Below are 23196 nucleotides of genomic sequence, written 5' to 3'. Positions count from 1 at the left end.
GCCGCCGTTCGGCGGCCGCGGACACGCCGGGGCCGTGCGTGCCGCCCGCCCGGGTCGGGAAGCCGGCGGGCCGGCACTCGCCCGTGATCGTCCTGCCCATGATCTCGGAGAGGAAGCTCAGCGCCGTCCACGCAGGCTCAGCGCAGGGCCTCGCAGAGGATCGGCAGGCGGTCCGGTGGACCGGCCGGTGGACCGGACCGGCTCCACCGTATGGCGGAGGAGCCGGTCGGACCGTGGCAGGAGCTGCTTGCGGGCGAGACGTCAGGCCCCGGGTTCGCGGGCCGTGCGGGCTGCCGTCGCCAGGTCCAGGTCCGTGGTCTCCGGGGCCAGGAACTGGGAGACCAGGGCTCCTACGGCGAGGACGGCCGCGCCCACCAGGAGCACGAAGCGGGCGCCGAAGCGGTCCAGGCCCATCGGCAGCAGGAAGGTGCCGATGGCGGCGCCGACCCGGCTCATCGCGGTGGCGAAGCCCACGCCGGTGGCGCGCAGCGAGGTCGGGAACACCTCCAGCGGGTAGACGGCGGTCAGCGCGCTGGATGCGGCGTTGAGGAAGATGAAGAACAGGAAGCCGCCGACGATGACGGGTGTGGACGTCGGCCACAACGCGACCAGGGCGAGCGCGGCGGCGGTGATCCAGAACGGCGGGATCAGCAGCCTGCGCCGGCCGATCCGGTCCACGACCAGACATCCGGCGGTGACGCCGGCGACGGCGGTGAAGGAGTAGACGAGCAGCGCGGCGACCGCGTTGTCGCCCATGTTCAGGGCGTCGAAGACCTGGGTCCAGAAGGTGCCGATGGAGAAGTACGGCAGCACCAGCGCGGCCCAGAACACGCTCGCGAAGACCGTGCCGCGGATGTACCGGCGGCTGAACAGGGCCCGGAATCCCGGCCGTTGGGTCTGCGCTCGCTCGTCGAGTTCGGCGGTGACGTCGATCTCGATGCCGTACTTGCGGATGAGGGCGTCGGCCTCCTCGCGGCGGCCCTTGCTGAGCAGCCAGCGCGCCGACTCCGGGACTCCGCCGCGCAGTGCCACGCAGACGACGGCGATGACCGCGCTGCTGGCCAGGGTCCAGCGCCAGCCGCCGTGGACGTCCGCGAAGACGGCGCCGACGACGGTCGCGAGCGCGTAGCCGACGTACCAGCTGATCTCCAGGCTGGCCAGCAGCCGGCCGCGGCCCTTCCGGGGGGCGTACTCGGAGAGCAGCGGGGCTCCGATGGCGTACTCGCCGCCGATGGCGACGCCCATCACCATGCGGATGAGGAAGAGCTGGAGACCGTCGGTGACGAAGAACTGCAGGACCGATCCGATCAGGAAGATCAGCATGTCGACCAGGAAGACGGGCCGCCTGCCGTAGCGGTCGGCGAGACGGCCGAAGAGGGGACCGCCGAAGAAGATGCCGATCAGCGGGGAGGCGCCGACCAGGCCCTCCATCACCGTGGACAGATGCAGGTCGGTGGTCAGGGCGCCCATCGCCATGCCGATGCCGCCGATGATGTAGCCGTCGATGCCCTCGCCGATCTGGGTGGCGAGCTTCAGCTTGGTGTGCAGGCGGCGGCGTTCCCGCAGGAGCTCCGGGGACGGCGGCGCGCCGGGTGTGTCGAACTGGTGTTCAGTCGTAGGCGTCGTTGCCATGAGCGGTCCTTGTCTGGGGTCGAGCGGATCCGGCGGGGACGGGGAGGGGTCAGTCGGTGGGCCAGTCCAGGGCGATGTACTGCGCCTCGAGGAACGCCTCGATGCCCTCGCGGCCGCCTTCCCGGCCGAGGCCGGACTGCTTGACGCCGCCGAAGGGCGCGGCCGGGTCGGACAGCAGGCCGCGGTTGAGGCCGACCATGCCGGCCTCCAGGCGCTCGGCCAGGCGCAGGCCGCGGCCGGCATCGCGTGCGTAGACGTACGCGGCGAGGCCGTGGACGGTGGCGTTGGCCCGGGCCACCACCTCGTCCTCGTCGGTGAAGGTGGTGAGCGGGGCGACGGGTCCGAAGACCTCCTCGTGGCACACGCGCGCGTCGTCGGGCACGTCGGCGAGGACCGTCGCGGGGTGGTAGAAGCCGGGTCCCGCGGGGACGGTGCCCCGCGCGGCGATCCGCGCCCCGCGGTCGAGCGCGTCGTCGACGAGGGAGCGGATCCGGTTGACGGCGGCACGATTGATCATCGGGCCGAGGGTGACGCCCTCCTGCGAGCCGGGTCCGGCGTGTACGGCGGCCATGGCGGCGCCGAACTTCTCGGTGAACTCGGCGGCGACGCTCTCGTGGACGTAGAACCGGTTGGCGGCGATGCAGACCTCGCCGCCCCCGCGCATCTTGGCGTCCATCGCCCCGCGCACGGCCGCGTCGACGTCGGCGTCCGCGCACACGACGAACGGCGCGTTGCCCCCGAGTTCCATGGTCACGTTGACGACGTGCGCGGCGGCCTGCTCCAGCAGCAGCTTGCCGGTGGCGGTGGAGCCGGTGAAGGAGAACTTGCGCACCCGTGCGTCGCCGAGCCAGGCGGAGACGACCTCGGGGGCGCGGTCGGTGGGCAGCACGTTCAGCAGGCCGTCGGGAAGCCCGGCCCGGGCGAGCAGGGCGGCGACCGCGAGCGCGGTGAGCGGGGTCTCGGGCGCGGGCTTCAGCAGCACGGGGCAGCCGGCCGCGAGGGCCGGGGCGATCTTGCGGGTGGCCATGGCGGCCGGGAAGTTCCACGGGGTGACGAACGCGGTGACACCGACCGGGTGCCGGCGCACGACGTGCCGGAAGCCGCCGCCGGGCGCGTCGGCGAAGGAGGAGCCGATGCGCACGGCCTCCTCGGCGAACCAGCGGAAGAACTCGGCCGCGTAACCGACCTCGGCGAGCGCGTCCCGGCGGGCCTTGCCGTTCTCCAGGACGATCAGGTCGGCGAGCGTGTCGCGGTGCTCCAGCATCAGCCGGAAGGTGTCGTGCAGGATCTCCGAGCGGCGCCGGGGCGGGGTGGCCCGCCAGTCGGCCGCGGCCTGCTCGGCGGTGGCGAGCGCCGCGCGGGCGTCCTCGGCCCCGGCGTCGGACACCCAGCGCACCGGTTCGCCGGTGGCCGGGTCGTAGACCGGATACGTCCGGCCGTCGGCGGCCGGGAGCCAGCGGCCACCGAGGAACACGTCACCGTCGGCGAGCGGGGCCTTGGCGAGGGTGTCGATGCCGGCGAGGTTCATGAGCTGCTCTTTTCCTCCGTCCCGGACGGGGACCCGTCCGATGCGCGGTGAATTTACGAGCGCGTCATACGACCGACAAGGTCACTCAGCCGGATCGCAACGGTGGTTGCTGTGAGGGCAACTCGCCGATCACAGAAGCGTCTTCCGGGGCAGCGACGCGGGGCGCGGTTCCCAGCCGAGCAGCGAGGACACCCTGGCCGCCGCCCTGGCCGTGATGCGCCCGGCCTCGTCGAGCCGCTCGCCCAGGCGCGCCTTGGGGGCGGAGATGTTCAGGGCGGCGACGACCCGGCCGCGGAAGTCCCGTACCGGCGCGGACACGCCGACCAGGTCCGCCTCGAACTCCTCGCTGACGCGGGAGTAGCCGCGCCGTCGGGCCTCCTGGATCAGCGACCAGAGCTCGGGCACCGGCATCTCGCTCGCCGTGCCGAAGCGGACGTACAGCTCGTCCGGGGTGGCGTCGGCGAGCAGGACCCGGCCGGCGGACAGTTGCCAGGCGGGCACCCCGCGGCCCTCCCAGCCGTGGACGCGGAAGGAGTGTCCGGAGACCGACAGCAGCGTGAGCACCTCGCGGTCGTGCAGGACGCACAGGTGACTGGTCTCCTCCAGATCCGCCGAGAGGGCGTGCATGACCGGCTCGGCGACCCGCACCAGGCGGCTCTCGGAGGTGCGGGCGACCAGCGAGAACAGCCGCCAGCCCAGGCGGTACTCCAGGGTGTCCGGGTCGCGCTCGACGATCCCCTCGGCGGCCAGGGCCTTCAGGGCGCGGGAGATCTGGGTCTTCTCGCGGCCGACGAGCTGGGCCAGACGGACCACGCCGAGGCCTCCGGCGCGCTGCGCCTCCTCGGAGGCGAGGGCCTCCAGCAGATCGATGTCCCGTCGCAGACCGTGCCCGCGCGCGGTGGGGGTGTCCGTCACGGCGCCATCCTAGGCGCGCGGTAGCGGTGGAGAACCCCCAGGTCAGGGGTTGAGTTGTCCGGAGAGCAACCGGCATTTCGATTCCCGGGCCCGCCTTGCCGACGGCAGGTGGCGGACCTAGATTCGCCGCATCGGACCGGAGGGAACTTGCCCCGAATGGGAGGTTCGTTCTTCTCCGGTCACGCTCGCGTCCTGGTTCGCCCGTCGAACCCCGCCACCGAAGGTCCTGGAGTTCCGATGCCTTCCCCGGAGTCTTTCGCCGCCACCGCGCTGATCGGCGAGTCGTTCGTCGGCGACGGCGTGAACGCCGCGCACACCAACGTCGTGATCGGCCGCAAGGGCGGCCCGGTCGAGACGGCCTGGGCGACCGCGCTGGCCACGCCGAGCGCCGGCCATGTGCCGTTCCTGACGGTCGTACGGCCGTCGGTACCGGTCAAGCCGGCGACCCTGTTCGTCACCAAGGCCGCAGCCGCGGGCGAGGTGCACGAGCGCGCCACCTGGGGCAGCGCGCAGGCGGGCCTGGCGCAGGGCGTGCTGGACGCGGTCGCGGAGGACCTGATCCCGGCCGCGGAGGCCGAGGACCTGCTGATCATCGCGGCCGTGTGGGTCAACCCGGGCGTCGACGACCTCGACTCCTCCTTCCGCAACCAGCGCGCGGCGGCGTACGGCGCCGTGCGGGCCGCGGTGACCGGCTCGCCGTCGGTGGCCGACGTGCTGGACGCGGCCAAGGAGGGTCCGGCGAACCCGTTCTACACGCCCACCGCGGAGGTGCTCGCCCGGTGAAGATCACCGACATCACGCTCGACCGACTGCGCCTGGAGCTCGATCCGCCGTTCCGTGCGGCCTGGGACCCGGTGCCGCGGGGCCACTTCGACGCCACGATCGTGCGCGTGCACACCGACGAGGGGATCACGGGCATCGGCTCCGGTGACCTCATGGACGGCTTCGAGACCTACAAGCACCTGTTCGTCGGTGAGGATCCGCTCGACATCACCCGGCACGTGAAGGCCATCGAGACGGCCAGCTTCCACGGCGCCCCCTACTGGCCGCTGGAGGCCGCGCTGTGGGACGTCATCGGCAAGGTGCACGGCCGCCCGGTGTCCGAGCTCTTCGGCAACGCGGCGAGGAAGCTGCCCGCGTACGCCTCCTGCGGCGAGCTGAAGTCCCCCGAGGAGCGGGTCGCGACCGCGCTGAAGGTGCGCGAGGCCGGGTTCCGGGCGATGAAGATCCGCATCGACCGCAACCGGGTCGAGGACGGCATCGCGGCCGTCCGGGCCGTGCGCGAGGAACTCGGCGACGACTTCGAGATCATGGTCGACCTCAACCAGTCCTGGCGGATGGCGGGCGACACAGCGAACGCCTCCGACCTCGCCAAGACCCGCAAGATCGTCGCCCGGCTCGCCGAGCTGGACGTGTTCTGGGTGGAGGAACCGCTGCCGTACGCGGACCTGGACGGGTTCAGGAGGCTGCGCGCCGAGAACCCCGGCGTGCGCATCGCGGCCGGCGAGATGCACCACTCCGTCCCCGAGCTGCTGCGCTATCTGGAACAGGACGCGCTCGACATCTACCAGATGGACGTCGTCCTCGCGATCGGCATGCACCGCGCCCGCACGCTCGCCGAGCTGGCCCAGCTGAAGCACCGCCAGTTCACCCCGCACAGCTGGACCAACGGCATCGGAGTGCTCGCCAACCTGCACGTCGCGGCGGGTGTCGGCGGGGGGCCGTACTTCGAGTTCCCCTACGACCCGCCGGGCTGGACCCCCGAACGCCGTGACTTCATGCTCGCCGAGCCGGTGCAGGTGGACGCCGACGGCTGTCTCGAAGTGCCGGACCGGCCGGGGCTCGGCGTGGAGCTGGACGAGGAAGCGATCGACCGCTGGAGGGTGAAGTGACGTACAGCATAGAGGAGTTGCTCGAGCGGTCGTACGACGAGTGGCGGGCGGCGGCCGACAAACTCGTCCCCGACACCCGTCCCTACATCGACGGCGCGTTCACGGACGCCACCTCCGGCGACTCCTTCCCGAGCGTCTCGCCGCGTGACGGCAAGGTGCTGGCCGAGGTGCAGGCCGCCGCCGCCGAGGATGTCGACCGGGCCGTCCGGTCGGCCCGGGCCGCCTTCGAGGACGGCCGCTGGCGCGACCTCGCACCCAAGGAGCGCAAGCGGATCCTGCTGCGCTGGGCGGAGCTGATCCGGGCGAACGCCGAGGAGCTGGCGCTGCTCGACACCCTGGAGATGGGCAAACCGATCACCGAGTCGTTGCGCGTGGACGTCGCCAAGGCGGCGGAGACGATCGCCTGGTACGCGGAGACCGTCGACAAGACCTACGACGAGGTCGCCCCCACGCCCGGGAACGCGCTCGCGCTGATCACCCGGGAGCCGCTCGGCGTCATCGGCGCCGTGGTGCCCTGGAACTACGCGCTGCTGATCGCCAGTTGGAAGCTGGGCCCGGCGCTCGCCACCGGCAACAGCGTGGTGCTGAAGCCGGCCGAGCAGACCTCGCTCGCGGCGCTGCGACTGGCCGCGCTCGCCACCGAGGCGGGGCTGCCCGACGGTGTGTTCAACGTGGTGCCCGGGCGGGGCGAGGTCGCCGGGCAGGCGCTCGGCCGGCACCGGGACGTCGACAAGATCGCCTTCACCGGTTCGGCGGAGGTCGCCCGGCTCTTCCAGGTGTACGCGGGCGAGTCCAACGGCAAGCAGGTCGCCGTCGAGGCGGGCGGCAAGTCACCGCAGCTCGTCCTGGCCGACGCCGACATCGAGGCCGCCGCCTCCGCCGTGGCCTGGGGCATCTTCTACAACGCGGGGCAGACCTGCAACGCGGGGTCGCGGGTCGTCGTGCACGCGTCCGTCAAGGACCGGCTCCTGGACGCCGTACGGCGGATCACGGTGGACACCTTCCGTGTCGGCGACCCGCTCGACCCGGCCACGGTGATGGGCCCGATCGTGGACGAGCCCCAACTCGCCAAGATCCTTGGTTACATCGAACGCGGCAGGCAGGACGGGGCGACCGTACTGCTCGGCGGCGACCGGATCCTCACCGAGACCGGCGGCAGCTATGTGGAGCCCACGGTGCTGGACGGCGTGGCGAACACCTCGGTCGTCGGACAGGAGGAGATCTTCGGACCGGTGCTCGCCGTCGTGTCCTACGACGGTGACGTGGACGAGGGCGTACGGCTCGCCAACCAGAGCGACTTCGGGCTCGTCGCCTCCGTGTGGACGAGGGACGTGACCGTGGCCCACCGCACCGCGCGACGGCTGCGGGCCGGCACCGTGTGGATCAACACCTTCGACGCAAGCGACGTCATCACCCCGTTCGGCGGCTTCAAGGCGACCGGCGCGGGCCGCGACAAGTCCCTGCACGCGCTCGACGCGTACACGGCGCTCAAGACGACGTGGATCGACCTCGCCTGAACGGCGAGCCCTTGAACAGCGAACTCCTTCTTCCCTTTCCGAACACGCAGCGAGGACAACTGATGAGGATCGGTTTCATCGGCCTGGGCAACATGGGACGCCACATGGCCCGGCATCTGATCCACGCGGGACATCTGGTCACCGTGCACGACGCCCGCCCCGAGGCCGCCGCCGAGCATCTCGCGCTCGGCGCCCGCTGGGCGGAGACCCCCGCCGACTGCGCGCAGGACGCCGAGTTCCTGATCACCATGCTGCCCGATCCGCGCGTCGTGGAGACCGTGCTGCTGCGCGGCGGGGCCGCCGAGGCGCTGCCCGCGGGCGCACTGTGGATCGACATGTCGACGTCCACCCCGGCCGCCGCCGAACGGGTCGCGGCCGAGGTGCTCGACGCACGGGGCGTACGCCGGCTCGACGCCCCGGTCAGCGGGATGGCGCGGGGTGCCGAGGCGGGCACGCTGCAGATCTTCGTGGGCGGCGCCGACGACGACTTCCGGATCGCGCTGCCGGTCTTCGAGGCGATGGGCGACCCCGACCGTGTGCTCCACGTCGGCGCGCTGGGCGCCGGTTACACCGTCAAGCTGATGATCAACCTGCTGTGGTTCAGCCACCTGGTCGCCACCAGCGAGGTGCTGGCCATGGGCGTCAGGGCGGGCGTCGATCTGGGCGTGCTGCGCAACTCCCTGCTCGCCTCTCCCGCGGCGTCCAACTTCCTGGAGAACGACATCATGTGCGTGCTCGCCGACGGCGACTACGACGACTCCTTCGCGATGGCACTGGCCTGCAAGGACCTCGGGCTCGCCGTCGACCTCGGCCGCGACCTGGGCGTCTCCACGGAACTGTCGGCGCTGGTCGAGCAGATCTACCGCCGTTCCAAGGCCCAGCACGGCGCTCTCGCGGGCGAGATGAGCCCGGTGCGGCTCTACGAGGCGCTGGCCGGGCGGGAGTTCCGGCTGCCGTCCCCGGCCGCCGCGCTCGACGCCACCACCGTCACGGTCTGACGCCACCGACCTCTTCCAGGGAGCCGCACCCCATGACCGACAGCCTCACCCCGGACGCCGGCAGCCCCGTGCGCACCGGCAGCCTCGCCCCCCTGAGCCTCGACACCGTCTGCCGCGTCGAGTTCGGCCCCGGCCGGATCGAGTTGCTGCCCGCACTGATCGCGGACACCGCTCGGCACCGCGCCTTCGTCGTCACCGACCGGGGCCTGCGCGCGGCCGGTGTCGCCGAGCGCGTCCTGAAGATCCTCGACGTGGCGGGCATCGAGTACGCGGTGTACGACGAGGTGGCGCCCAACCCGTCCACCGGGAACGTCGACGCGGGCGCCGCCCGGGCCCGCGCCTTCGGTCCGGCGGCGGTCGTGGCGCTGGGCGGCGGCTCGGTGCTGGACGCGGCGAAGGGCATCTCCCTGCTGGTGGGCAATCCGGACGCGGTCGCCGCCGACGCCGACCACCTGTGGGAGGCGGCCGACGGGCTGCCGCTCATCGCCGTACCGACGACGTCCGGGACGGGCGCGGAGACCAACGGCTTCGGCGTGATCGAGGACACGGCGGCCTGCCGCAAGGTGTACCTCGGCCATCCGTCCGTGAAGCCGCGTGCCGCGCTGCTCGACCCGGAGCTGACGCTCGGCCTGCCACCGGCGGCGACGGCCGCGACCGGCATCGACGCACTCGTCCACGGCATCGAGTCGCTGGCCTCGCGCGGCGCGAACGCCTTCTCCGTGGCCTACGCCACCCAGGCGGTGGACATGGTCAGCCGTGCGCTGCCGGCCGCCCACCGGAACGGCTCGGACCTCGACGCGCGCGCCGAGCTGATGATGGGCGCCCACCTCGCGGGCCAGGCCCTGACCCTCTCCGGGCTCGGCCTGGTCCACGGCATCGGCCATGCGCTCACCGCCCACACCGGCACCCCGCACGGCGTCGCCCTCGCCGCCGTGCTGGAGGAGGTCATGGAGTTCAGCGCGTCGGCGGCCGCGGAGGCGTACGAGCGGGCGGCGCGGGCGATGCGTGTGCGGGCGCCCGTCGACGGCGACTGGGCGCGGGCGGCCGTCACCGCCGTACGGGAGCTCTCCGGGGCGCTGGACATCAAGCGGCCCCTGCGCGAGCTGGGCGCCGACCGGGCGCTGCTGCCGGCCGTCGCGGCGGGCGCGGTCGCGGACGCGGTGACCAAGAACGCGCCGCGGCTGCCGCAGGAGCGGGAGGTCCTGGAGCTGCTGACGCGGGTGTACTGAGGGCTCAGCGGTGGGAGCCGGGCGGGAAGGTGCCCGCGGCCCGCTCCCGCCGTCTACGGCCCGTCACCACCACGAGATCCAGCGCCGCGGCCAGCGCGAGAACGCCGCACACCACCGCGAGTGCGGTCAGCGGGCCGCTGCCGGGGCTGTCGCCGGGGCCCTGCCCTGCGGCCCAGAGCGCGAACCCGGCGGTCGCCGCCACGAACAGCGGCAGGAAGAGGGCGGACAGCAGCTGCCGCAGCCGCAGGGCGCTGAGGGCGGTGGTGGGCTCGCTGCCGGTGTGCGGTGGACGGTGACCCAGGAACCCGAAGCGCGACCGGGGGCCGGGTGCCGCCGTATGTCCGCGATGCTCGTGACGCATGAGGCCTCCTTCGGCTGGACGCTGCCGAGCGGCGGCCGGGACCGTGCTCGGCGCACGGTGACACGCGCGGCCCGCGCCCGAGGTATCGGCGCAGGCCTCCGTGCCCGCACGCCGGGCCGGCTCTCACCGCGGCGCCCGCTCCCCACCGCCCGGCAGGTTGTAGACGTGGAACGCCTGCCCGATGACCGGCTGGGCCACGTTCCGCACGCGGATGCCGCCGCTGGTCATGCCGTGCTCGGTACCGGCGTGGGCGTGACCGTGCACGGCGAGGTCCGCGCCGCCGGTGTCGATCGCCTCCGCGAGGAGATAGCTGCCGAGGAACGGATAGATCTCCGGCGGCTCCCCGGCCAGGGTGTCCGGCACGGGCGAGAAGTGGGTCAGGGCGATCCGCACGTCGCAGTTCTGGTCGGCCAGCTCCTTCAGTGCGGTGTGCAGGCCGTCGGCGCACCGGCGGCTGTAGCGGACGAACTCCTTCATCAGCGGCTCGCCGAACTCCCCGGCGCAGCGTCCGACGAACCCGCCCCCGAAGCCCTTCGTACCGGCGACCCCGATCCGTACGCCGTCGGCGCCGACCACGGCGGACTGGCCCTCCAGGACATGGGCCCCAGCGTCCCGCAGGATCGCGGCGACCTCCTCGGGCCGCTCGTCGTGGTGGTCGTGGTTGCCGAGTACGGCGACCACCGGAGTCCCCAGATCCTTGATCTCCCGTGCGACGACGGCGGCCTCCTCCGTCGTGCCGTGCCGGGTGAGGTCACCGGCGAGGAGCAGGACGTCGGCGCACTCGGGCAGCGTCTCGAAGGAGGGACGCAGCGTGCCCTGGCTGTCAGGGCCCATGTGGATGTCCCCGACGGCCGCGATGCGGATCATGTCAGATCCTCTCCGTGGTCGGGCGACGAGGTCCCGGCGACCAGGATGTCGCAGTGGACGGGGTGCCCCGCCAGTTCCTCGCGGGCCATGTGGCAGATGTCGTCCCGGCACTGCGCGGACGGCACGGTGCCGGTCAGCAGCACGGCGTCACCACGCAGCTCCAGCCGTACGCCGAGTTCGCCGAGGTGGCCGGCGGCCAGCCGTTCGGCGAGGTGGGCGACGCGGTAGTCCAGGTTGGCGGCCGTCGGCGGCGGACTGGTGTCGGTCATGGCTGCCCCTCCCGGGCATCGATCACGTTCAGCCGTTCGAGGAGGAAGAGGAAGGCGGCCGGCATGGGCTGATCGCCGCACGCCGCCCGCACCTCGTCCCAGTCCACCTTCTCGCGGACGGCTCGGGCCACCGGCAGGACGGCCCCGAAGTCGCAGTAGTGCTCCGAGAAGGCGCTGATCAGGCTGTGGATGAGGTCGGTCGCGGAAAGGACCGGCATCAGCACCGAGTCCACCGGCAGGACAGGGGCGCGCTCGAGCATCTCCTTGGTCACGGGCTGGTGCGCGAGGGCGAAGATGATGTCGACGTTCTGCCCCTGACAGGTGGTCTTCAGCAACCAGTCCTCGGGCGGGGTGCGTACGGGGAGGCCGGCCTCGCGCAGGGTGGCGGCCACCGCCTCGGCGTCCTCCCGCAGTACGCAGAAGTCGGCGTCGTGCTGGAGGTAGCGGCTGCCACCGTGGGCGTAGACGGCCACACTGCCGGCGAGCGCGAAGGGATGGCCGGCCCGCTTGAGCAGGGCGCCGATCTCCTTGGCGGCCTCCAGGATGGCCTGGCTGCGGTCCTGTGGCAGGTCCGGCCGGCCCGGCGCGGGCGCGGCGGGCCGGTCCGGTCCGTCCGTGGCGAGGCGGAGTCCGGTGACCTCCGGCCGCCGGAGGGGCGCGGTGTCCTCCTCGTTGTGCGTCATGGCGTCTCCGTTCACGGCACCCCCCACTCCCCGATCGGCCGGTTCGGCCTGCCGGGGGTCGTACGGGTACCCGACGCGAGGGCACCGACACGGCGCACGGGCGGCGGGCCGCCCCGGCCGCGCAGGCCACGACCCGGGCCGGGCATCACACCGATGTCCCTGCCCGTACTTCCTCGGCGATCGCCACGTCACCGGCCCGCGACCCCACTGACGTGCGTCGCGTCCGGCCCGGGAGCACGCTGTAGGAATGAGACCCCCGCTCAGGGCGATTCCGTGGCAGTCGACACACGCTCTGCTGCTGCTCCCGGTGGCGCTCATCGTGGTGATCACCGTGGTGGACACCCATGCACCGGCCAACGTCCACCTCGGGCCGGCCCTTGTGATCGCACCGGCGATCACCCCGTCCTTCGCCGGGCCCCGGACCACCGCGGCCGTCGGGGCGCTGGCAGTGGCCGCGCAGATCCTGATCGGCTTCACCCACGGCGGGATCGGCACCTCGAACCACGTCGTGCAGATCATCACCCTCGCCGTGCTCTCGGCGACCCTGGTCGTCTACAGCGCCCTGCGCGAGCGCCGGCAGGCCCAGCTGGCCCAGGTCCGCACGGTCGCCGAGGCGGCACAGCACGTGCTGATGTGGCCGCTGCCCGAGCAGATCGGCCCCCTGCGGATCGCGTCCCTCTACCTGGCCGCCGAGGACGAGGCGCAGATCGGCGGCGACCTGTACGCGGCGACTCTGTGCGACGGCGCGGTACGCGTGCTGATCGGCGATGTCCGGGGCAAGGGCCTGCCCGCGATCGGCGAGGCCGCGCTGCTGCTCAGTGCCTTCCGGGAGAGCGCACACCGGCACAGGTCGCTGGCCGAGCTGGTCGACACGCTGGAGCAGAGCGTCACCCGGTACGCGGCCGACCTGGAGCCGGAGGAGGAGGCGGGCGAGCGCTTCGCCACGGCCCTGCTGGTGGAGATCCCGGACCGCGATCCGATCACCCGGATGACCAGCTCCGGCCATCCGCCGCCGCTGCTGCTGAGCCCCGGCAGTGCCGTCACGGTTCCGAGTCTGCACCCGTCGCCGCCGCTCGGGGTGCACACGGGTGTCGAACACACCCTGGACGTCTTCTCCTTCGAGCCCGGTGACACGCTGCTGCTCTACACCGACGGAGTGGTGGAGGCGCGGGACGCGCAGGGCCGGTTCTATCCGCTGGCGGAGCGGGTCGCGCGGTGGACGGAGGACAGTCCGGAGGCGCTGATGCACCACATCCGGCGGGATCTGCTCACCCATGTCGGCGGCCGGCTGGGCGACGACGCCGCGCTCATCGCCCTGCACCGCACGCCCGTCGAGCGGCGCCGGCACCAGGGCCGCACCACCGTCCGGCACGGCACGTCCGCGGCCGACCGCCGCTAGGTTCTGTCGTCGCGGGGCTGGCGGGAGTTCGACGACAGGGCCTAGCCAGGCTCTGCTTTCGCCGGGGCCGTGCTTGCGGGTCTTGTCCAGAGGGGTGTCACGGCAGGCGTGAGCCCCGCCCCGAGTGGGGCGGGGCGGGGCCGCACGCCCCCGTCAGCGGACCGACTTGAGGTCGGTGATCTTCAGGGTCTTCAGGTCGGACTGCACGTCGATCCTGCTGACCTCGGCGTGCGGCCCGTCGCCCCAGGTGAGCGTCACCCGGCTGGTGGCGTGGCCGGCGCCGGAACCGGTGTAGGCGACCTTCCACTTCACGGGGACGTTCTGCGCGAAGAGGATGCCGTCGGCGTGCTCCCTCTTCTCGAAGGCGGCGACTTTCCTCTGGGCGGCGGCGGAGAGGTAGAAGGCGCGCAACGCCTTGGCGGCGTCGCCGGCCGACTTGTCGTCGGTGGCCCAGACGGCGTCGATGTAGGCGCCGTAGAAGTCGGCCACGTGCTGGGTGACGTTGCGCGGGTCGCCCTGGGCCGAGAACACGGCGGTCGCAGGAGTGGTGTGGCTCGTGGTGGTCCCCGCGAGGGCGGGCGTCACGGCGGCCAGGGTGAGGCCACCGGTGAGGGCCACGGCGGTGATCAGGGTCTTGCGGCTACGGACGGACATACGGCTCATTCCCCCGGTTTCGTGACGACCAGGCCGATCCCGGCCGTCGACGGACCTTAAGACCGCATTTCCCTTGCGCCGGTTCCGCTTCTCCCGGCTTTTTTCCCACTCGGTTCCCGGAACATGAGGCCGCCGGAAGGTTGTGGCGAATTCCGGACGGCTTTCCGCGCCCTTTCGGTCATTCCGCCTCGGGCGGCCGACCGGTGGCCGTTCGCTCGACGTACCGGGCGAGGTTGTCCAGGGCCATCCGGGTGCCGAGTTCGTTGTCCTCGCGGGGAATGTCGTCGGGGATGCCCTCGTGCAGGATCTCCACGTCCGTGCCGCCGCCGTCGGCCGCGGTGAGCGTGGTCGTCATGGTCATGGTGCCACGCACGGCGTCGTGGTCCGTCTCGAACCGGAACACCTCCACCACCAGGGCGTCGGGCACGAGCCTGGCGAAGTGTCCCTGGTAAGTGTCGGTGTGCCCACCCGACTTGCCGGTGGCGGACGCGTCGTCGTAGGTGAGGGAGACCCGGAAGGTGCCGCCCTCCCGGGCGTCGAAGGCGTGGACGCGGGCGGTCATGCCGGCCGGGACGCGCCAGGCCGCGATCGCGTCGGCGTCGGTCAGGGCCCGGTAGACGGCGCGCGGGGGCGCGGCCACGCGCCGGGAGACTCGGGTGGCGTACACGTCACTTACGTTACCGGCCCCGGGGGGCTGTCCGTTGCCCGTTGGGAGAAGGGTCGGGGCCGGGGTCCGGGAGGTGGGTGCGGACCCCGGCCCCTGGTCTGCCGGGAATTGCCGGTGGGGTGTCAGGGCTTGCGGGCGACCGCGCCGTACATCGCGACGTCCTCGTCTCGGATGTCCTTCTCGCCGGTGCCGTCGGGACGCCACTTGTGCACCTGGACGATGCCCGGCTCCACCAGCTGAAGGTCCTCGAAGAACTCGTGGGCCTCGTCGCCGGTGCGCAGCCGCATCGGCATGTTGCGCGCCGCGTACTCGCGGGCCACCCGTCCCACCTCCTCGGGCGCGAACTCGGCCGTGCCGATGGTCATCGCCAGGTGACTGCCGGGCGGCAGCGGCTCCAGCAGGCGGCGTACGACACCCACGGCGTCGTCCTCGTCGAGCATGAAGTGGACGATGGCGATGACCGTCAGCGCGACCGGCTGGTCCAGGTCCAGCGTCTCGCGCAGCTCGGGGGCGTCCAGGATGGCCGCCGGATCGCGGAAGTCGGCCTCGATGTACGAGGTACGGCCCTCGGGCGCGCTGGCGAGCAGACCCTGGGAGAGGGTGAGCACGATCGGGTCGTTGTCGACGTAGACGACCCGGGACTCGGGGGCCACGGCCTGGGCTATCTCGTGCAGGTTGGGCGAGGTCGGGATGCCGGTGCCGATGTCGAGGAACTGGCGCATGCCCGCCTCCTCGGCGAGCCAGCGCACGGCCCGGTTCATCCAGTCGCGGTTGGCGCGCATGTGAACCGGGAGCGCGGGCCACTCCCGGACCATGGCGTCGCCGGCCTCCTGGTCGGCCGGGTAGTAGTCCTTGCCGCCGAGGATGTAGTCGTAGATGCGGGCGGAGTGGGCGTTCTCGGTGTCGATGCGGTCGGCAGGCCATCCGTTGTCGGGCAACGCCGTGTCTCCCATTCGGGTCGGGGTCGGGGGCTTGCGTGCGAACTGGTGCGTCACAGCTCCTTGCGGATCGCGCCGAGCAGGGCCTCCGTCTTCTTGGCGGGCGCGGCCTGGGCGCCGAGCCGGTCCAGTGCCTCCCGGTACACCACGACGTCGTCGGCCTTGTCGAGGTAGACGGCGCCGACCAGGCCGTTCAGGTAGACGATGTCGGGCAGTTCCCGGGCCCGGAACCGGAAGAGGTGGTAGGCGCCGGCCCGCAGCGCCGGGTGCGGGCCGTTGGCGAACGGCATGAGCTGCAGGGTCACCTGGGGCAGCCGGTTGACCTCGACGAGGTGGTCGATCTGCGCCCGCATCACCTGCGGCCCGCCGACCGGCCAGCGCAGCACCGTCTCGTCCATCACCACCCACAGCCGCGGCGGCGTCTCGCGGGTCAGCAGCTCCTGGCGGCGCATGCGCAGCGCGACCCGGCGTTCGGTGGCCTCGGCGGAGGCGTGCGGGTTCTCGGCACCGAGCAGGGCCCGGGCGTAGTCCTCGGTCTGCAACAGGCCGTGCACGAACTGGTTCTCGTACGCCCGGACCTGCAAGGCGGCCTGTTCCAGGCTGAGATAGGCGGCGAACCAGTCGGGCATCACATCGCGGTAGGTGTGCCACCAGCCACGCTTGTTGGCCTCGCGCACCGACTGCAGGAAGGTGTCTATCTCGTCGCGGTCGATGACGCCGTAGACCTGGAGCAGCTTCTCGGCGTCCGTGAGCCGCAGCCGGGCCACCTTGGCGGCCTCCATGCGGCGGATCGTGGAGTGGCTGACGCCGATGGCGGCGCCCGCCTCGTCGTAGCTGAGGCCGGCCCGGGTCCGCAGCTCCTCCAGCTGTCGGCCGAGGATCATGCGCAGGACGGAGGGGGCACCGCCCCAGTCGGTCTCCGCGGTCACACGCACACCCCCTCACCGGTCACCCGGGGACACCGTCGCACACGATCACTTCCCCGGCCCATTCGATCACGTTCTGGCCGAAGCAGCATGCACCTAGCTCTTTGCAAATTTCAACTTGCCGGTTGCGGAGCGTTGTTGGCAGGTGCGACAGTGGACCCACTGCTCCGGCCGACCAAGGAGCAGGCGGCGCGGCCGGTTGGGGGAGACCGGGCCGCACTACGGCCTCAGGGGAGGCGGTGTGTCGTCTGCTCCGCGAGCGGTCGGCCCGACACCGACACCCCCCGCACGAGGCCGGACGAAAGGCGTACGGCGATGGCTCCGCCCTCCCTCCCCCGACCGCTCCACCGGACACCCGAGGACCGGAGCCCGGACCAACCACCCCCGCCACCGGGCCCGTTCGGCCTGCCCGGCACGCCCCGCAGGCACCGCTCCACACACGGCCCGGACCGGACTCCGGACACCGTCCAGCCTCCGCACGCGGCTCCCGCCGACACCGACCGGGCACGCCCGTTCCCGGACGACGCGCCCCGGCCCCACCGGGCGCCCTCCACTCCCAGTCGGCCGGGTCGGGATCCGGCCGACGCCGACCTGCCCACCGGTCGACCACGTCCGAGAACGAGCAGCACGGAACGGCCGCGGCCGACCATCGGCACGGAACGGCCGCGGCCGACCACCGGCGCGGACCGGCCACGCCCGACCGCGGACAGCACGGAACGGCCGCACCAGGTCCCGGACCGCGCGGCACGCCGGGACCGGCGCGCGGACACGGCAGACGGAGCGCGCGAGCGCGTGGACCCGGACGATGCCCCGCACCGGGCCCCGGACCCGGCGGACCGCCCCCGTCCCTCGGCGGATCCCGTGGTGCAGCCGCACCTCACGCCGGACCCCGCCGGCGTACTGAGACCACCCGGAGGCGAGCGCCTCGGCCGACTCCCTGGGCCCCTCGGCCCCGACCGGCTCGCCTCCGGGGACCCGCTGCCCCGTTCCGCCGCCTTCGACCTGCCGGCCCGGCCGGAGGCCGCCGGCACGGCCCGCCGGGTCGTACAGGACCTGCTGACCTCCTGGGGCGTGCCTCGAGGCACCAGGGACGACGCGGTCCTGGTGACGTCCGAGCTCGTCACGAACGCCTTCGTGCACACGGCCGGTGAGCGGATCACCTGCCGGCTGCGCGGAACGGCGGACCGGATACGGATCGAGGCCGAGGACCGGGGCGGCGGCCCCGCGCTACCTGCGGCGCGCCGCCCCGGCCCCGAGGACCAGCACGGGCGCGGGCTGTTCCTGGTCGACGCGCTGAGCCGCGCATGGGGTGTGACGCCGGTATCCGGCCGCCCCGCCCGAGTCGTCTGGGCCGAGCTGCCGTACGGCCAGGCCTGATTGCGGGCCACGCCGATCCGGCGCACCGCCCCGGACCATCCCCCCACCAGTGCGAAGGATCGCCATGCACCACACCGTCCCCTCCCCCACCCCGTCCGCCGACCCGTCCTGGACCCGCACCCGCCCCAAGCCCGGCCCGCAGGAGCAGACCGGCTGACCCCGCACAAGCGGCCCGGCACACCCCTCGCCGCCGCCCGCGCCCCTCCCCATCGCGGCGCACACCACCACGGCCACCGCTGACGTCACCGGCGCCCCACGGCGCCCACCGGGAGGAATCCCTCGCCCACGTCCCAAAACCGCCCCCACGGCACGCCCCGCCCACCCCCGAATCCCGGTAGATTCGCCGCCGGTGCGGATCGTCCGCACCCGTCAGGGCGCCCGGGGTCCGTACGGGTTCCGTGGGCGTCGCGCAGGCCGTTCCGTCGGGGGTGTGCATGGTCTGGCCGGTGATCCGCCGGAGGCGGAGCGCGCCCGGGCTGCCCGTGCCCGGGCGGTGCGAGCCCACGGCCGGCCGGCATGTCCTGGCCACCGAACGGCTGTTGCTGTTCACACCCCGGACCCGGCTGGACGTGGCGGCGGCGCTCGCCGCCTGCGCCGACGCCGAGGCGCAGCGCTGGCTCGGCACCCAGGCGGACCATGTGCTGCCCGACCCCGGCGTCCGAGGGGTCCTGCTCGCCTGGCGGCCGGCCGGTGACGACGGCCGCCGGTTGCCCCGGAAGCTGGCCCAGCCGTATGTGCCCGGTCCGGACGACCCGCTGCTGCTGGTCTGTGTGCGCAGGGCCGGGCTCGGCTATGCCGGCGCCCTCGAACTGGAGCAGCGCACGGGCGAGATGGGCGGCTGGCTGGCGCCGGCCTGCCGGGGCCAGGGCCTGGGCGCGGAGCTCTTCCGGGCCGGCGCGGCGCTCGCGCACACCCATGCCGGACTGAGCACGGTCCGGGCGGGCGCGGAGCCCGGCAACACCGCGAGCCGGCGGGCGCTGGCCGGCGCCGGCTTCCTGCCGGACGAGGGGCCGCCCCGGCGCAGCCTGCCCGACGGCCGTGTGGTCGAGGCCGTATGGCACCGCCACGACAGCGCAACCGCCTCCCGCTGCCGCTGACGACCACCCGATCACCCCCCACCCCTCACGGAGAGCCGACGTGACAGACACCGGATTCAGCCCGGAACGGATCGACACCGGCAAGCCGCACTCAGCGCGGATGTACGACTGGTTCCTGGACGGCAAGGACCACTACACCGTCGACGCCGAGGCCGCGGGCAAGGTGCTGGAGCTCTTCCCCGGCGTCAAGGACACCGCCTGGGCCAACCGCGAGTTCATGCACCGGGCCGCCCGTTTCGTCGCCCGCAGGGGCGTCGACCAGTTCCTGGACGTGGGCACCGGGATCCCCACCGAACCGAACCTGCACCAGGTCGTCCAGGCGGTCACCCCGAGCGCCCAGGTGGTGTACGCGGACAACGACCCGATCGTGCTGCGGCACGCCGAGGCCCTGCTGCACGGCACGCCCGAGGGCCGTACCGCCTATCTGCACGCCGACGTCCGCGAGCCGGAACGGATCGTGGCGTACGCACGCGACCACCTGGACCTCGATCGGCCCGTGGCTCTGTCACTGATAGCGCTGCTGCCGTTCGTCTCCGACGAGCAGGACCCCTACGGGATCGTGCGGACACTGCTGGACCCCCTCCCGCCCGGCAGCTACCTGACGCTCTCCCACGTCAGCGCCGAGTTCGACCCGGAGGTCTGGGAGCGGATCACGGCCGTCTACCGCTCCGGCGGCACACAGGTCCGGGCGCGCTCGCACGCCGAGGTGACCCGGTTCTTCGACGGCCTGGAGCTGTGCGGCCCGGGTGTCGTGGCGGCCACGAACTGGCATCCCGAGCCGGGGATGCGGGTCGTGCGGGAGCAGCCGGTGTACGTCGGGGTGGCCCGCAAGCCCTGACCATGCCCTGCCGGGCACGCCCGGCCGTGCCGGACACCCGGAGCAGGGGGCGCCCTCGGCCGATGTCCCGCCCACAGCCGGGGAACCGACGCTCCAGCCCCGCGGATTCGGCCACCTGGCCGCCGTCCCCGACCTCCCCGGCCCTGCGGCGTTCCGGCTGCGGTCGCCGAGGCGACACCGGTCCGGCCGGCGGCCGTCGTGGACCCGGCCGAGGCATGCGGAGGTGCGCGTTGACGTGGTCGACGTCCTCGGACGCCAGGCCCGCGCGGCGAGGGCGGCGCACCGGGAGCGGGCGGCGCCGTCACCCGCCGGGTGCGGGCGGTGACATGGTGGGCGTCGCGGGAGGCGCCGAAGCCCGGCGAGCAGGGCCTCGGGGAGTGCGCCCCGGGCGTGGGCGTCGGTGGTGGCCTCCAGCACGAGGACGACCGCCCCCTCGCCCAGCACGAAGCCGTCCCGGTCCCGGTCGACCGGCGGGAAGCGGCCTCGGGGCTGCCGCCGTGCCAGCACCACGTCGCAGGAGCCGGACGGCGGCCAGGTCCCGCACCGGGCCGATCGCGCTGGTGCCGGAGGCACAGGCGGTGCTGACGCCCGTGTCGGGGCCCGCGCGCCGAGGTCGAGGACGGCCTCGGCGGCGGCCATGTCCGGGACGCTGCGCGGCCGGGCCACGGGCGAGACACGGTCGGGGACCTGGCCGGCGCGGCTCAAGGGCCCACCCGTGCGGGATCAGTCCCCGTTCAGCACGTGGGTGTCCAACGCCCGGGCGGCCGTGCGCAGTCGGTCCGCCGCCGCCGTGCACGCGGCGGCCTGCCGCTCCAGCGTGGGGCGGCTCCACTCGGGGGCTGCGGGGCAGCCGCTCAGCGTGGCCGCGGTGGCGAGCAACCGCCGGGCGTAGCCGTCCATGAGGTCGGCGTCGGCCCGCAAGGTGCGGACGTGCGCGCGGAGTTCCTCGGCCGAGGCCGTGGTCGCTCGGGGGGACTCGGTCACCATGGCGGCTCCCACTCGACGGGCTGGGGACGTCAGCGCGGCAGGACGGCGCCGGCGCTGCGGTGGAGCATGAACTGGGGGCAGGTGAGAACAAACAGCGGCCGGGCGGTGTCGAGGCCGAGCCGGCGCAGCTGTCCGGCGAGGGGTTCGGCCGCCGGGGTGTCCAGCCGCAGCCGGACACCGGTGCCGGGGTGCAGCCGCGGCCTGCCGTTGGCCCGGACCAGGGTGCGTACCGTGCTCGCCGCCCGGCGGCCGTAGAGGACCCAGTCGGCCTCCGGGCAGGGGATGCCCGCTCCGAGCCGGCCCTCGACGGTGAGCCCGAGGTCCCGGGAGCGCAGGTCGATCTTCCGGCCCGTCAGGTCGGCCTCGGCGGTCGTGCGCATCGCGGGCTGCCCCCAGATCTCCCGGGCGACCACACGGGCCTCCTCGCTGGTGACGGCCAGGGAGAGGACGTAACGGCCGGTGCGGCGCAGGTCGACGTGGCGCAGCAGGTCCGCGGCGACGTCGTACCGGCGGGGCCGCCACAGGTCGTCGACCAGGACGGACAGCGCGATCTCGGTGTACGGGCCGATCGTGCTGCAGCGGTGCTCGTGGAGGGACAGCACGGCGAGCGCCCGTCGGCCCAGCCTGCTCGGGGTCAGCCAGGTGACGTCCGGCAGCAGGCCGCGCGCCGCGTCGGCGGAGACGGTGAAGCAGAGGTGCGCGGCGGAGGAGTCGTAGTAGCGCACCGGCACGTCGACCGGGCCGACCGTCGTCGGGACCGAGGTGGTCGGCAGGGTGAGGAAGGGATGGCCCTCCGGCGGGTGGGCGCGGTCCTTGAGCTGGTAGGCCCGCGTGCGCACGATCGGGCCGCGGTACGGCGTGAGCGCCGCGTCGACGTCCTCGCGGGCGTCGGGGATGACCGTGCGCAGGTGCTCGATGTACTCACGGAGCATGTGGCACAGCGGGAACTCGAGGGTGGGCCCGGCGTAGTCGACCTGGTACCAGTGCGGGTGCGGGTCGAACACGGAGCCCGCGCCCCGGCCGGCGGGCCCGGGCACGATGTCGTGCTGGTTCGTGATGCAGGCGACCCAGGTGCGCGGGTCGGCGGGCTTCTTGTCGCCGACGGGCGAGCCGACGGCGACGACGTGTGTGACCCGGTAGGTGCGGCAGAACTCCTCGTCCTGGGCGAGGTTCATCATCGCGGTCCCGCCCTCGCCGTGCCCGATCAGCGCGAGATCGGCGCCGCGCGGGATGCCGTAGTCCGCCAGGGCGAGCAGCACCGAGCGGGTGTGGAGGGAGTCGGCCGTGCACAGGTTGCGCCAGGCGCCGACGAAGTCCCGCGGGGAGTCGTTGCGGGGGCGGCCCGGTGCCAGGCCGGGCGCCTGGACGACGAAGCGGACGACACCGTCGGGACCGCGCACGTTCTGGACCAGGATCCGCCCGTTGGTGGACAGCACGTCGATGTTGCGCAGGAATCCGAGGAAGGACCCTTCCGTCGCGATGAACTGCTTCTCCTGGTCGGTGAGGTCGACCGGCTCGGCGGCACCCTCTCCCCTCTCCGTGTCCGCCGGGTGGGGGGCGCCGACGCCGTGCGGCGGGCCGGAGGACGGCTCACGCCCGGCCGCGAGCGCCCAGCCGCTCTCGGCGTTCTTCGGGATGTCGTCCAACACGGCACGGACGGCGAGGAGTTCCGTCATCAGCGGGGCGAGCCCGGACAGGGCGCGCTGGGCGCCCGGATCCCGGAACAGCGCGCGCAGGGCCCGTACGGCGTCCGGCTCGCGGTTCGCTGTGACCGCCTCCATCAGCCGGCGCATGCCCGGGTCGCGTGCGAACTCGGGATGACCGACCAGCACGGCGGCGATCCCGAGGCGCAATGAGGTGACGGCGACCAGCGCGGCCAGGCTCTCCCGGCCCAGCACCTCACCGGCCGCACCGAGCACACACCCCAGGCCCTTCGGCGCGGTGCCCGCTGAGCCGCCGAGGCCCTGTTTGCGTGTCAGGGCCCGCAGCAGCGCCCACTGGGCGGCGAGGCCGGTACGGGGACGGCGGCGCGCGGACGCGGTCAGGGGCGGCGCGAACAGCGCGGTGCCGGCGCGCTCGGACACCGCGCGGATGCCCTCGGCGACGTCCACGACGTCCCGCGCGCACCGGCGCAGCAGTTCTCTGCCGTCGTGGCCGTCCGGCGCGGACCGTCCGGGTGCGTGGCCGTCCGCTCGCATCCGACGCTCCCTCGCTCGACGACATACGACGACACATGACAAGGTTCAGCCGCGCCTGAAGGGCGCGGCCCCGGTCCCATCGTCGGCCAGGGTCCTCGGGTCCGCACCTTCGTCCGCCCAGGTAGAGGACGTCCGCGGAGGCCGTGCCGCCCGCCGCCGCCGGGTCCCCCACCGGTACGGCGCCGCCCTCGGCGCCCCGGACGTACGCGCTGTCCGCCGAGGGC

General features: G+C 73.4%; 22 protein-coding genes. 9 read left to right on the top strand and 13 right to left on the bottom strand.

The annotated features are described in order from the left end of the window. Positions 1 to 261 precede the first annotated feature (261 nt). From AB0L59_RS10040 to AB0L59_RS10030, 3 genes are all read right to left on the bottom strand, one after another. Positions 262 to 1632 (bottom strand): MFS transporter, encoded by a 1371-nt coding sequence (locus tag AB0L59_RS10040; RefSeq protein ID WP_365581356.1) that lies wholly within the window; start codon positions 1630 to 1632, stop codon positions 262 to 264. Between the two features lie 49 nt (positions 1633 to 1681). Beyond that, the gene (locus AB0L59_RS10035) at positions 1682 to 3160 is read right to left on the bottom strand and encodes an NAD-dependent succinate-semialdehyde dehydrogenase (protein ID WP_365581354.1); all 1479 of its coding nucleotides are present in this window, start codon (positions 3158 to 3160) and stop codon (positions 1682 to 1684) included. A gap of 129 nt (positions 3161 to 3289) precedes the next feature. Beyond that, positions 3290 to 4075: an IclR family transcriptional regulator gene (locus AB0L59_RS10030; RefSeq protein ID WP_365581352.1), complete on the bottom strand. Its 786-nt coding sequence runs from the start codon at positions 4073 to 4075 to the stop codon at positions 3290 to 3292. A gap of 237 nt (positions 4076 to 4312) precedes the next feature. On the opposite strand from AB0L59_RS10030, the gene fae reads away from it, so the two are divergent. From fae to AB0L59_RS10005, 5 genes are all read left to right on the top strand, one after another. Then, positions 4313 to 4858, top strand: coding sequence for a formaldehyde-activating enzyme (gene fae, locus AB0L59_RS10025; protein ID WP_365581351.1), 546 nt, complete (start codon positions 4313 to 4315; stop codon positions 4856 to 4858). Continuing rightward, complete coding sequence (locus AB0L59_RS10020; RefSeq protein WP_365581350.1) at positions 4855 to 5967, top strand: mandelate racemase/muconate lactonizing enzyme family protein; 1113 nt, start codon at positions 4855 to 4857, stop codon at positions 5965 to 5967. Before fae ends, AB0L59_RS10020 begins: the two co-directional genes overlap by 4 nt. Next, positions 5964 to 7484: an aldehyde dehydrogenase gene (locus AB0L59_RS10015; protein ID WP_365581349.1), complete on the top strand. Its 1521-nt coding sequence runs from the start codon at positions 5964 to 5966 to the stop codon at positions 7482 to 7484. Before AB0L59_RS10020 ends, AB0L59_RS10015 begins: the two co-directional genes overlap by 4 nt. A 62-nt stretch (positions 7485 to 7546) precedes the next feature. Further along, entirely contained in the window at positions 7547 to 8482 is a 936-nt protein-coding gene (locus AB0L59_RS10010) for an NAD(P)-dependent oxidoreductase (protein WP_365581347.1), read from the top strand. Positions 8483 to 8514: 32 nt separating this feature from the next. Further along, positions 8515 to 9711, top strand: a complete 1197-nt coding sequence (locus AB0L59_RS10005) for an iron-containing alcohol dehydrogenase (protein ID WP_365581345.1) — start codon at positions 8515 to 8517, stop codon at positions 9709 to 9711. 4 nt (positions 9712 to 9715) lie between these two features. Here the strand turns inward: AB0L59_RS10005 and AB0L59_RS10000 are convergent, their stop codons facing one another. From AB0L59_RS10000 to AB0L59_RS09985, 4 genes are all read right to left on the bottom strand, one after another. After that, positions 9716 to 10072: a DUF6343 family protein gene (locus AB0L59_RS10000; RefSeq protein WP_365581344.1), complete on the bottom strand. Its 357-nt coding sequence runs from the start codon at positions 10070 to 10072 to the stop codon at positions 9716 to 9718. 123 nt (positions 10073 to 10195) lie between these two features. Continuing rightward, entirely contained in the window at positions 10196 to 10939 is a 744-nt protein-coding gene (locus AB0L59_RS09995; protein WP_365581343.1) for a metallophosphoesterase, read from the bottom strand. Beyond that, the gene (locus AB0L59_RS09990) at positions 10936 to 11208 is read right to left on the bottom strand and encodes a BON domain-containing protein (protein WP_365581341.1); all 273 of its coding nucleotides are present in this window, start codon (positions 11206 to 11208) and stop codon (positions 10936 to 10938) included. Before AB0L59_RS09990 ends, AB0L59_RS09995 begins: the two co-directional genes overlap by 4 nt. Further along, positions 11205 to 11891 carry a hypothetical protein gene (locus tag AB0L59_RS09985; RefSeq protein WP_365581339.1) on the bottom strand — a complete coding sequence of 229 codons (687 nt, stop codon included), beginning with the start codon at positions 11889 to 11891 and terminating at the stop codon, positions 11205 to 11207. Before AB0L59_RS09985 ends, AB0L59_RS09990 begins: the two co-directional genes overlap by 4 nt. Before the next feature lie 247 nt (positions 11892 to 12138). On the opposite strand from AB0L59_RS09985, the gene AB0L59_RS09980 reads away from it, so the two are divergent. Beyond that, positions 12139 to 13290 carry a PP2C family protein-serine/threonine phosphatase gene (locus tag AB0L59_RS09980; RefSeq protein ID WP_365581337.1) on the top strand — a complete coding sequence of 384 codons (1152 nt, stop codon included), beginning with the start codon at positions 12139 to 12141 and terminating at the stop codon, positions 13288 to 13290. A gap of 153 nt (positions 13291 to 13443) precedes the next feature. Here AB0L59_RS09980 and AB0L59_RS09975 read toward each other — a convergent pair whose 3' ends face one another. The 4 genes from AB0L59_RS09975 to AB0L59_RS09960 form a co-directional block, all read right to left on the bottom strand. Then, positions 13444 to 13944 (bottom strand): hypothetical protein, encoded by a 501-nt coding sequence (locus tag AB0L59_RS09975; protein ID WP_365581336.1) that lies wholly within the window; start codon positions 13942 to 13944, stop codon positions 13444 to 13446. Between the two features lie 178 nt (positions 13945 to 14122). Beyond that, complete coding sequence (locus tag AB0L59_RS09970) at positions 14123 to 14611, bottom strand: SRPBCC domain-containing protein (protein ID WP_365581334.1); 489 nt, start codon at positions 14609 to 14611, stop codon at positions 14123 to 14125. 122 nt (positions 14612 to 14733) lie between these two features. Further along, the gene (locus AB0L59_RS09965; RefSeq protein ID WP_365581332.1) at positions 14734 to 15549 is read right to left on the bottom strand and encodes an SAM-dependent methyltransferase; all 816 of its coding nucleotides are present in this window, start codon (positions 15547 to 15549) and stop codon (positions 14734 to 14736) included. A gap of 53 nt (positions 15550 to 15602) precedes the next feature. Continuing rightward, on the bottom strand, positions 15603 to 16478 hold the full coding sequence (locus AB0L59_RS09960) for a helix-turn-helix transcriptional regulator (RefSeq protein ID WP_365581331.1): 876 nt from the start codon (positions 16476 to 16478) through the stop codon (positions 15603 to 15605). Between the two features lie 789 nt (positions 16479 to 17267). On the opposite strand from AB0L59_RS09960, the gene AB0L59_RS09955 reads away from it, so the two are divergent. From AB0L59_RS09955 to AB0L59_RS09945, 3 genes are all read left to right on the top strand, one after another. After that, positions 17268 to 17852, top strand: a complete 585-nt coding sequence (locus tag AB0L59_RS09955; RefSeq protein ID WP_365581329.1) for an ATP-binding protein — start codon at positions 17268 to 17270, stop codon at positions 17850 to 17852. A 446-nt stretch (positions 17853 to 18298) separates the two neighbouring features. Further along, entirely contained in the window at positions 18299 to 18949 is a 651-nt protein-coding gene (locus AB0L59_RS09950) for a GNAT family N-acetyltransferase (protein WP_365581327.1), read from the top strand. Positions 18950 to 18989: 40 nt separating this feature from the next. Beyond that, positions 18990 to 19787 (top strand): SAM-dependent methyltransferase, encoded by a 798-nt coding sequence (locus tag AB0L59_RS09945; RefSeq protein WP_365581326.1) that lies wholly within the window; start codon positions 18990 to 18992, stop codon positions 19785 to 19787. Between the two features lie 723 nt (positions 19788 to 20510). Here AB0L59_RS09945 and AB0L59_RS09940 read toward each other — a convergent pair. Further along, entirely contained in the window at positions 20511 to 20774 is a 264-nt protein-coding gene (locus AB0L59_RS09940) for a hypothetical protein (RefSeq protein ID WP_365581324.1), read from the bottom strand. Between the two features lie 29 nt (positions 20775 to 20803). Then, entirely contained in the window at positions 20804 to 22972 is a 2169-nt protein-coding gene (locus AB0L59_RS09935; RefSeq protein WP_365581323.1) for an acetoacetate decarboxylase family protein, read from the bottom strand. Positions 22973 to 23196: the final 224 nt, after the last annotated feature.

This window comes from Streptomyces sp. NPDC052109, assembly GCF_040680195.1.
GTDB lineage: Bacteria > Actinomycetota > Actinomycetes > Streptomycetales > Streptomycetaceae > Streptomyces.
Note: the sequence above shows the minus strand (reverse complement) of the source record. Positions and strands in the feature narration are given on the sequence as shown.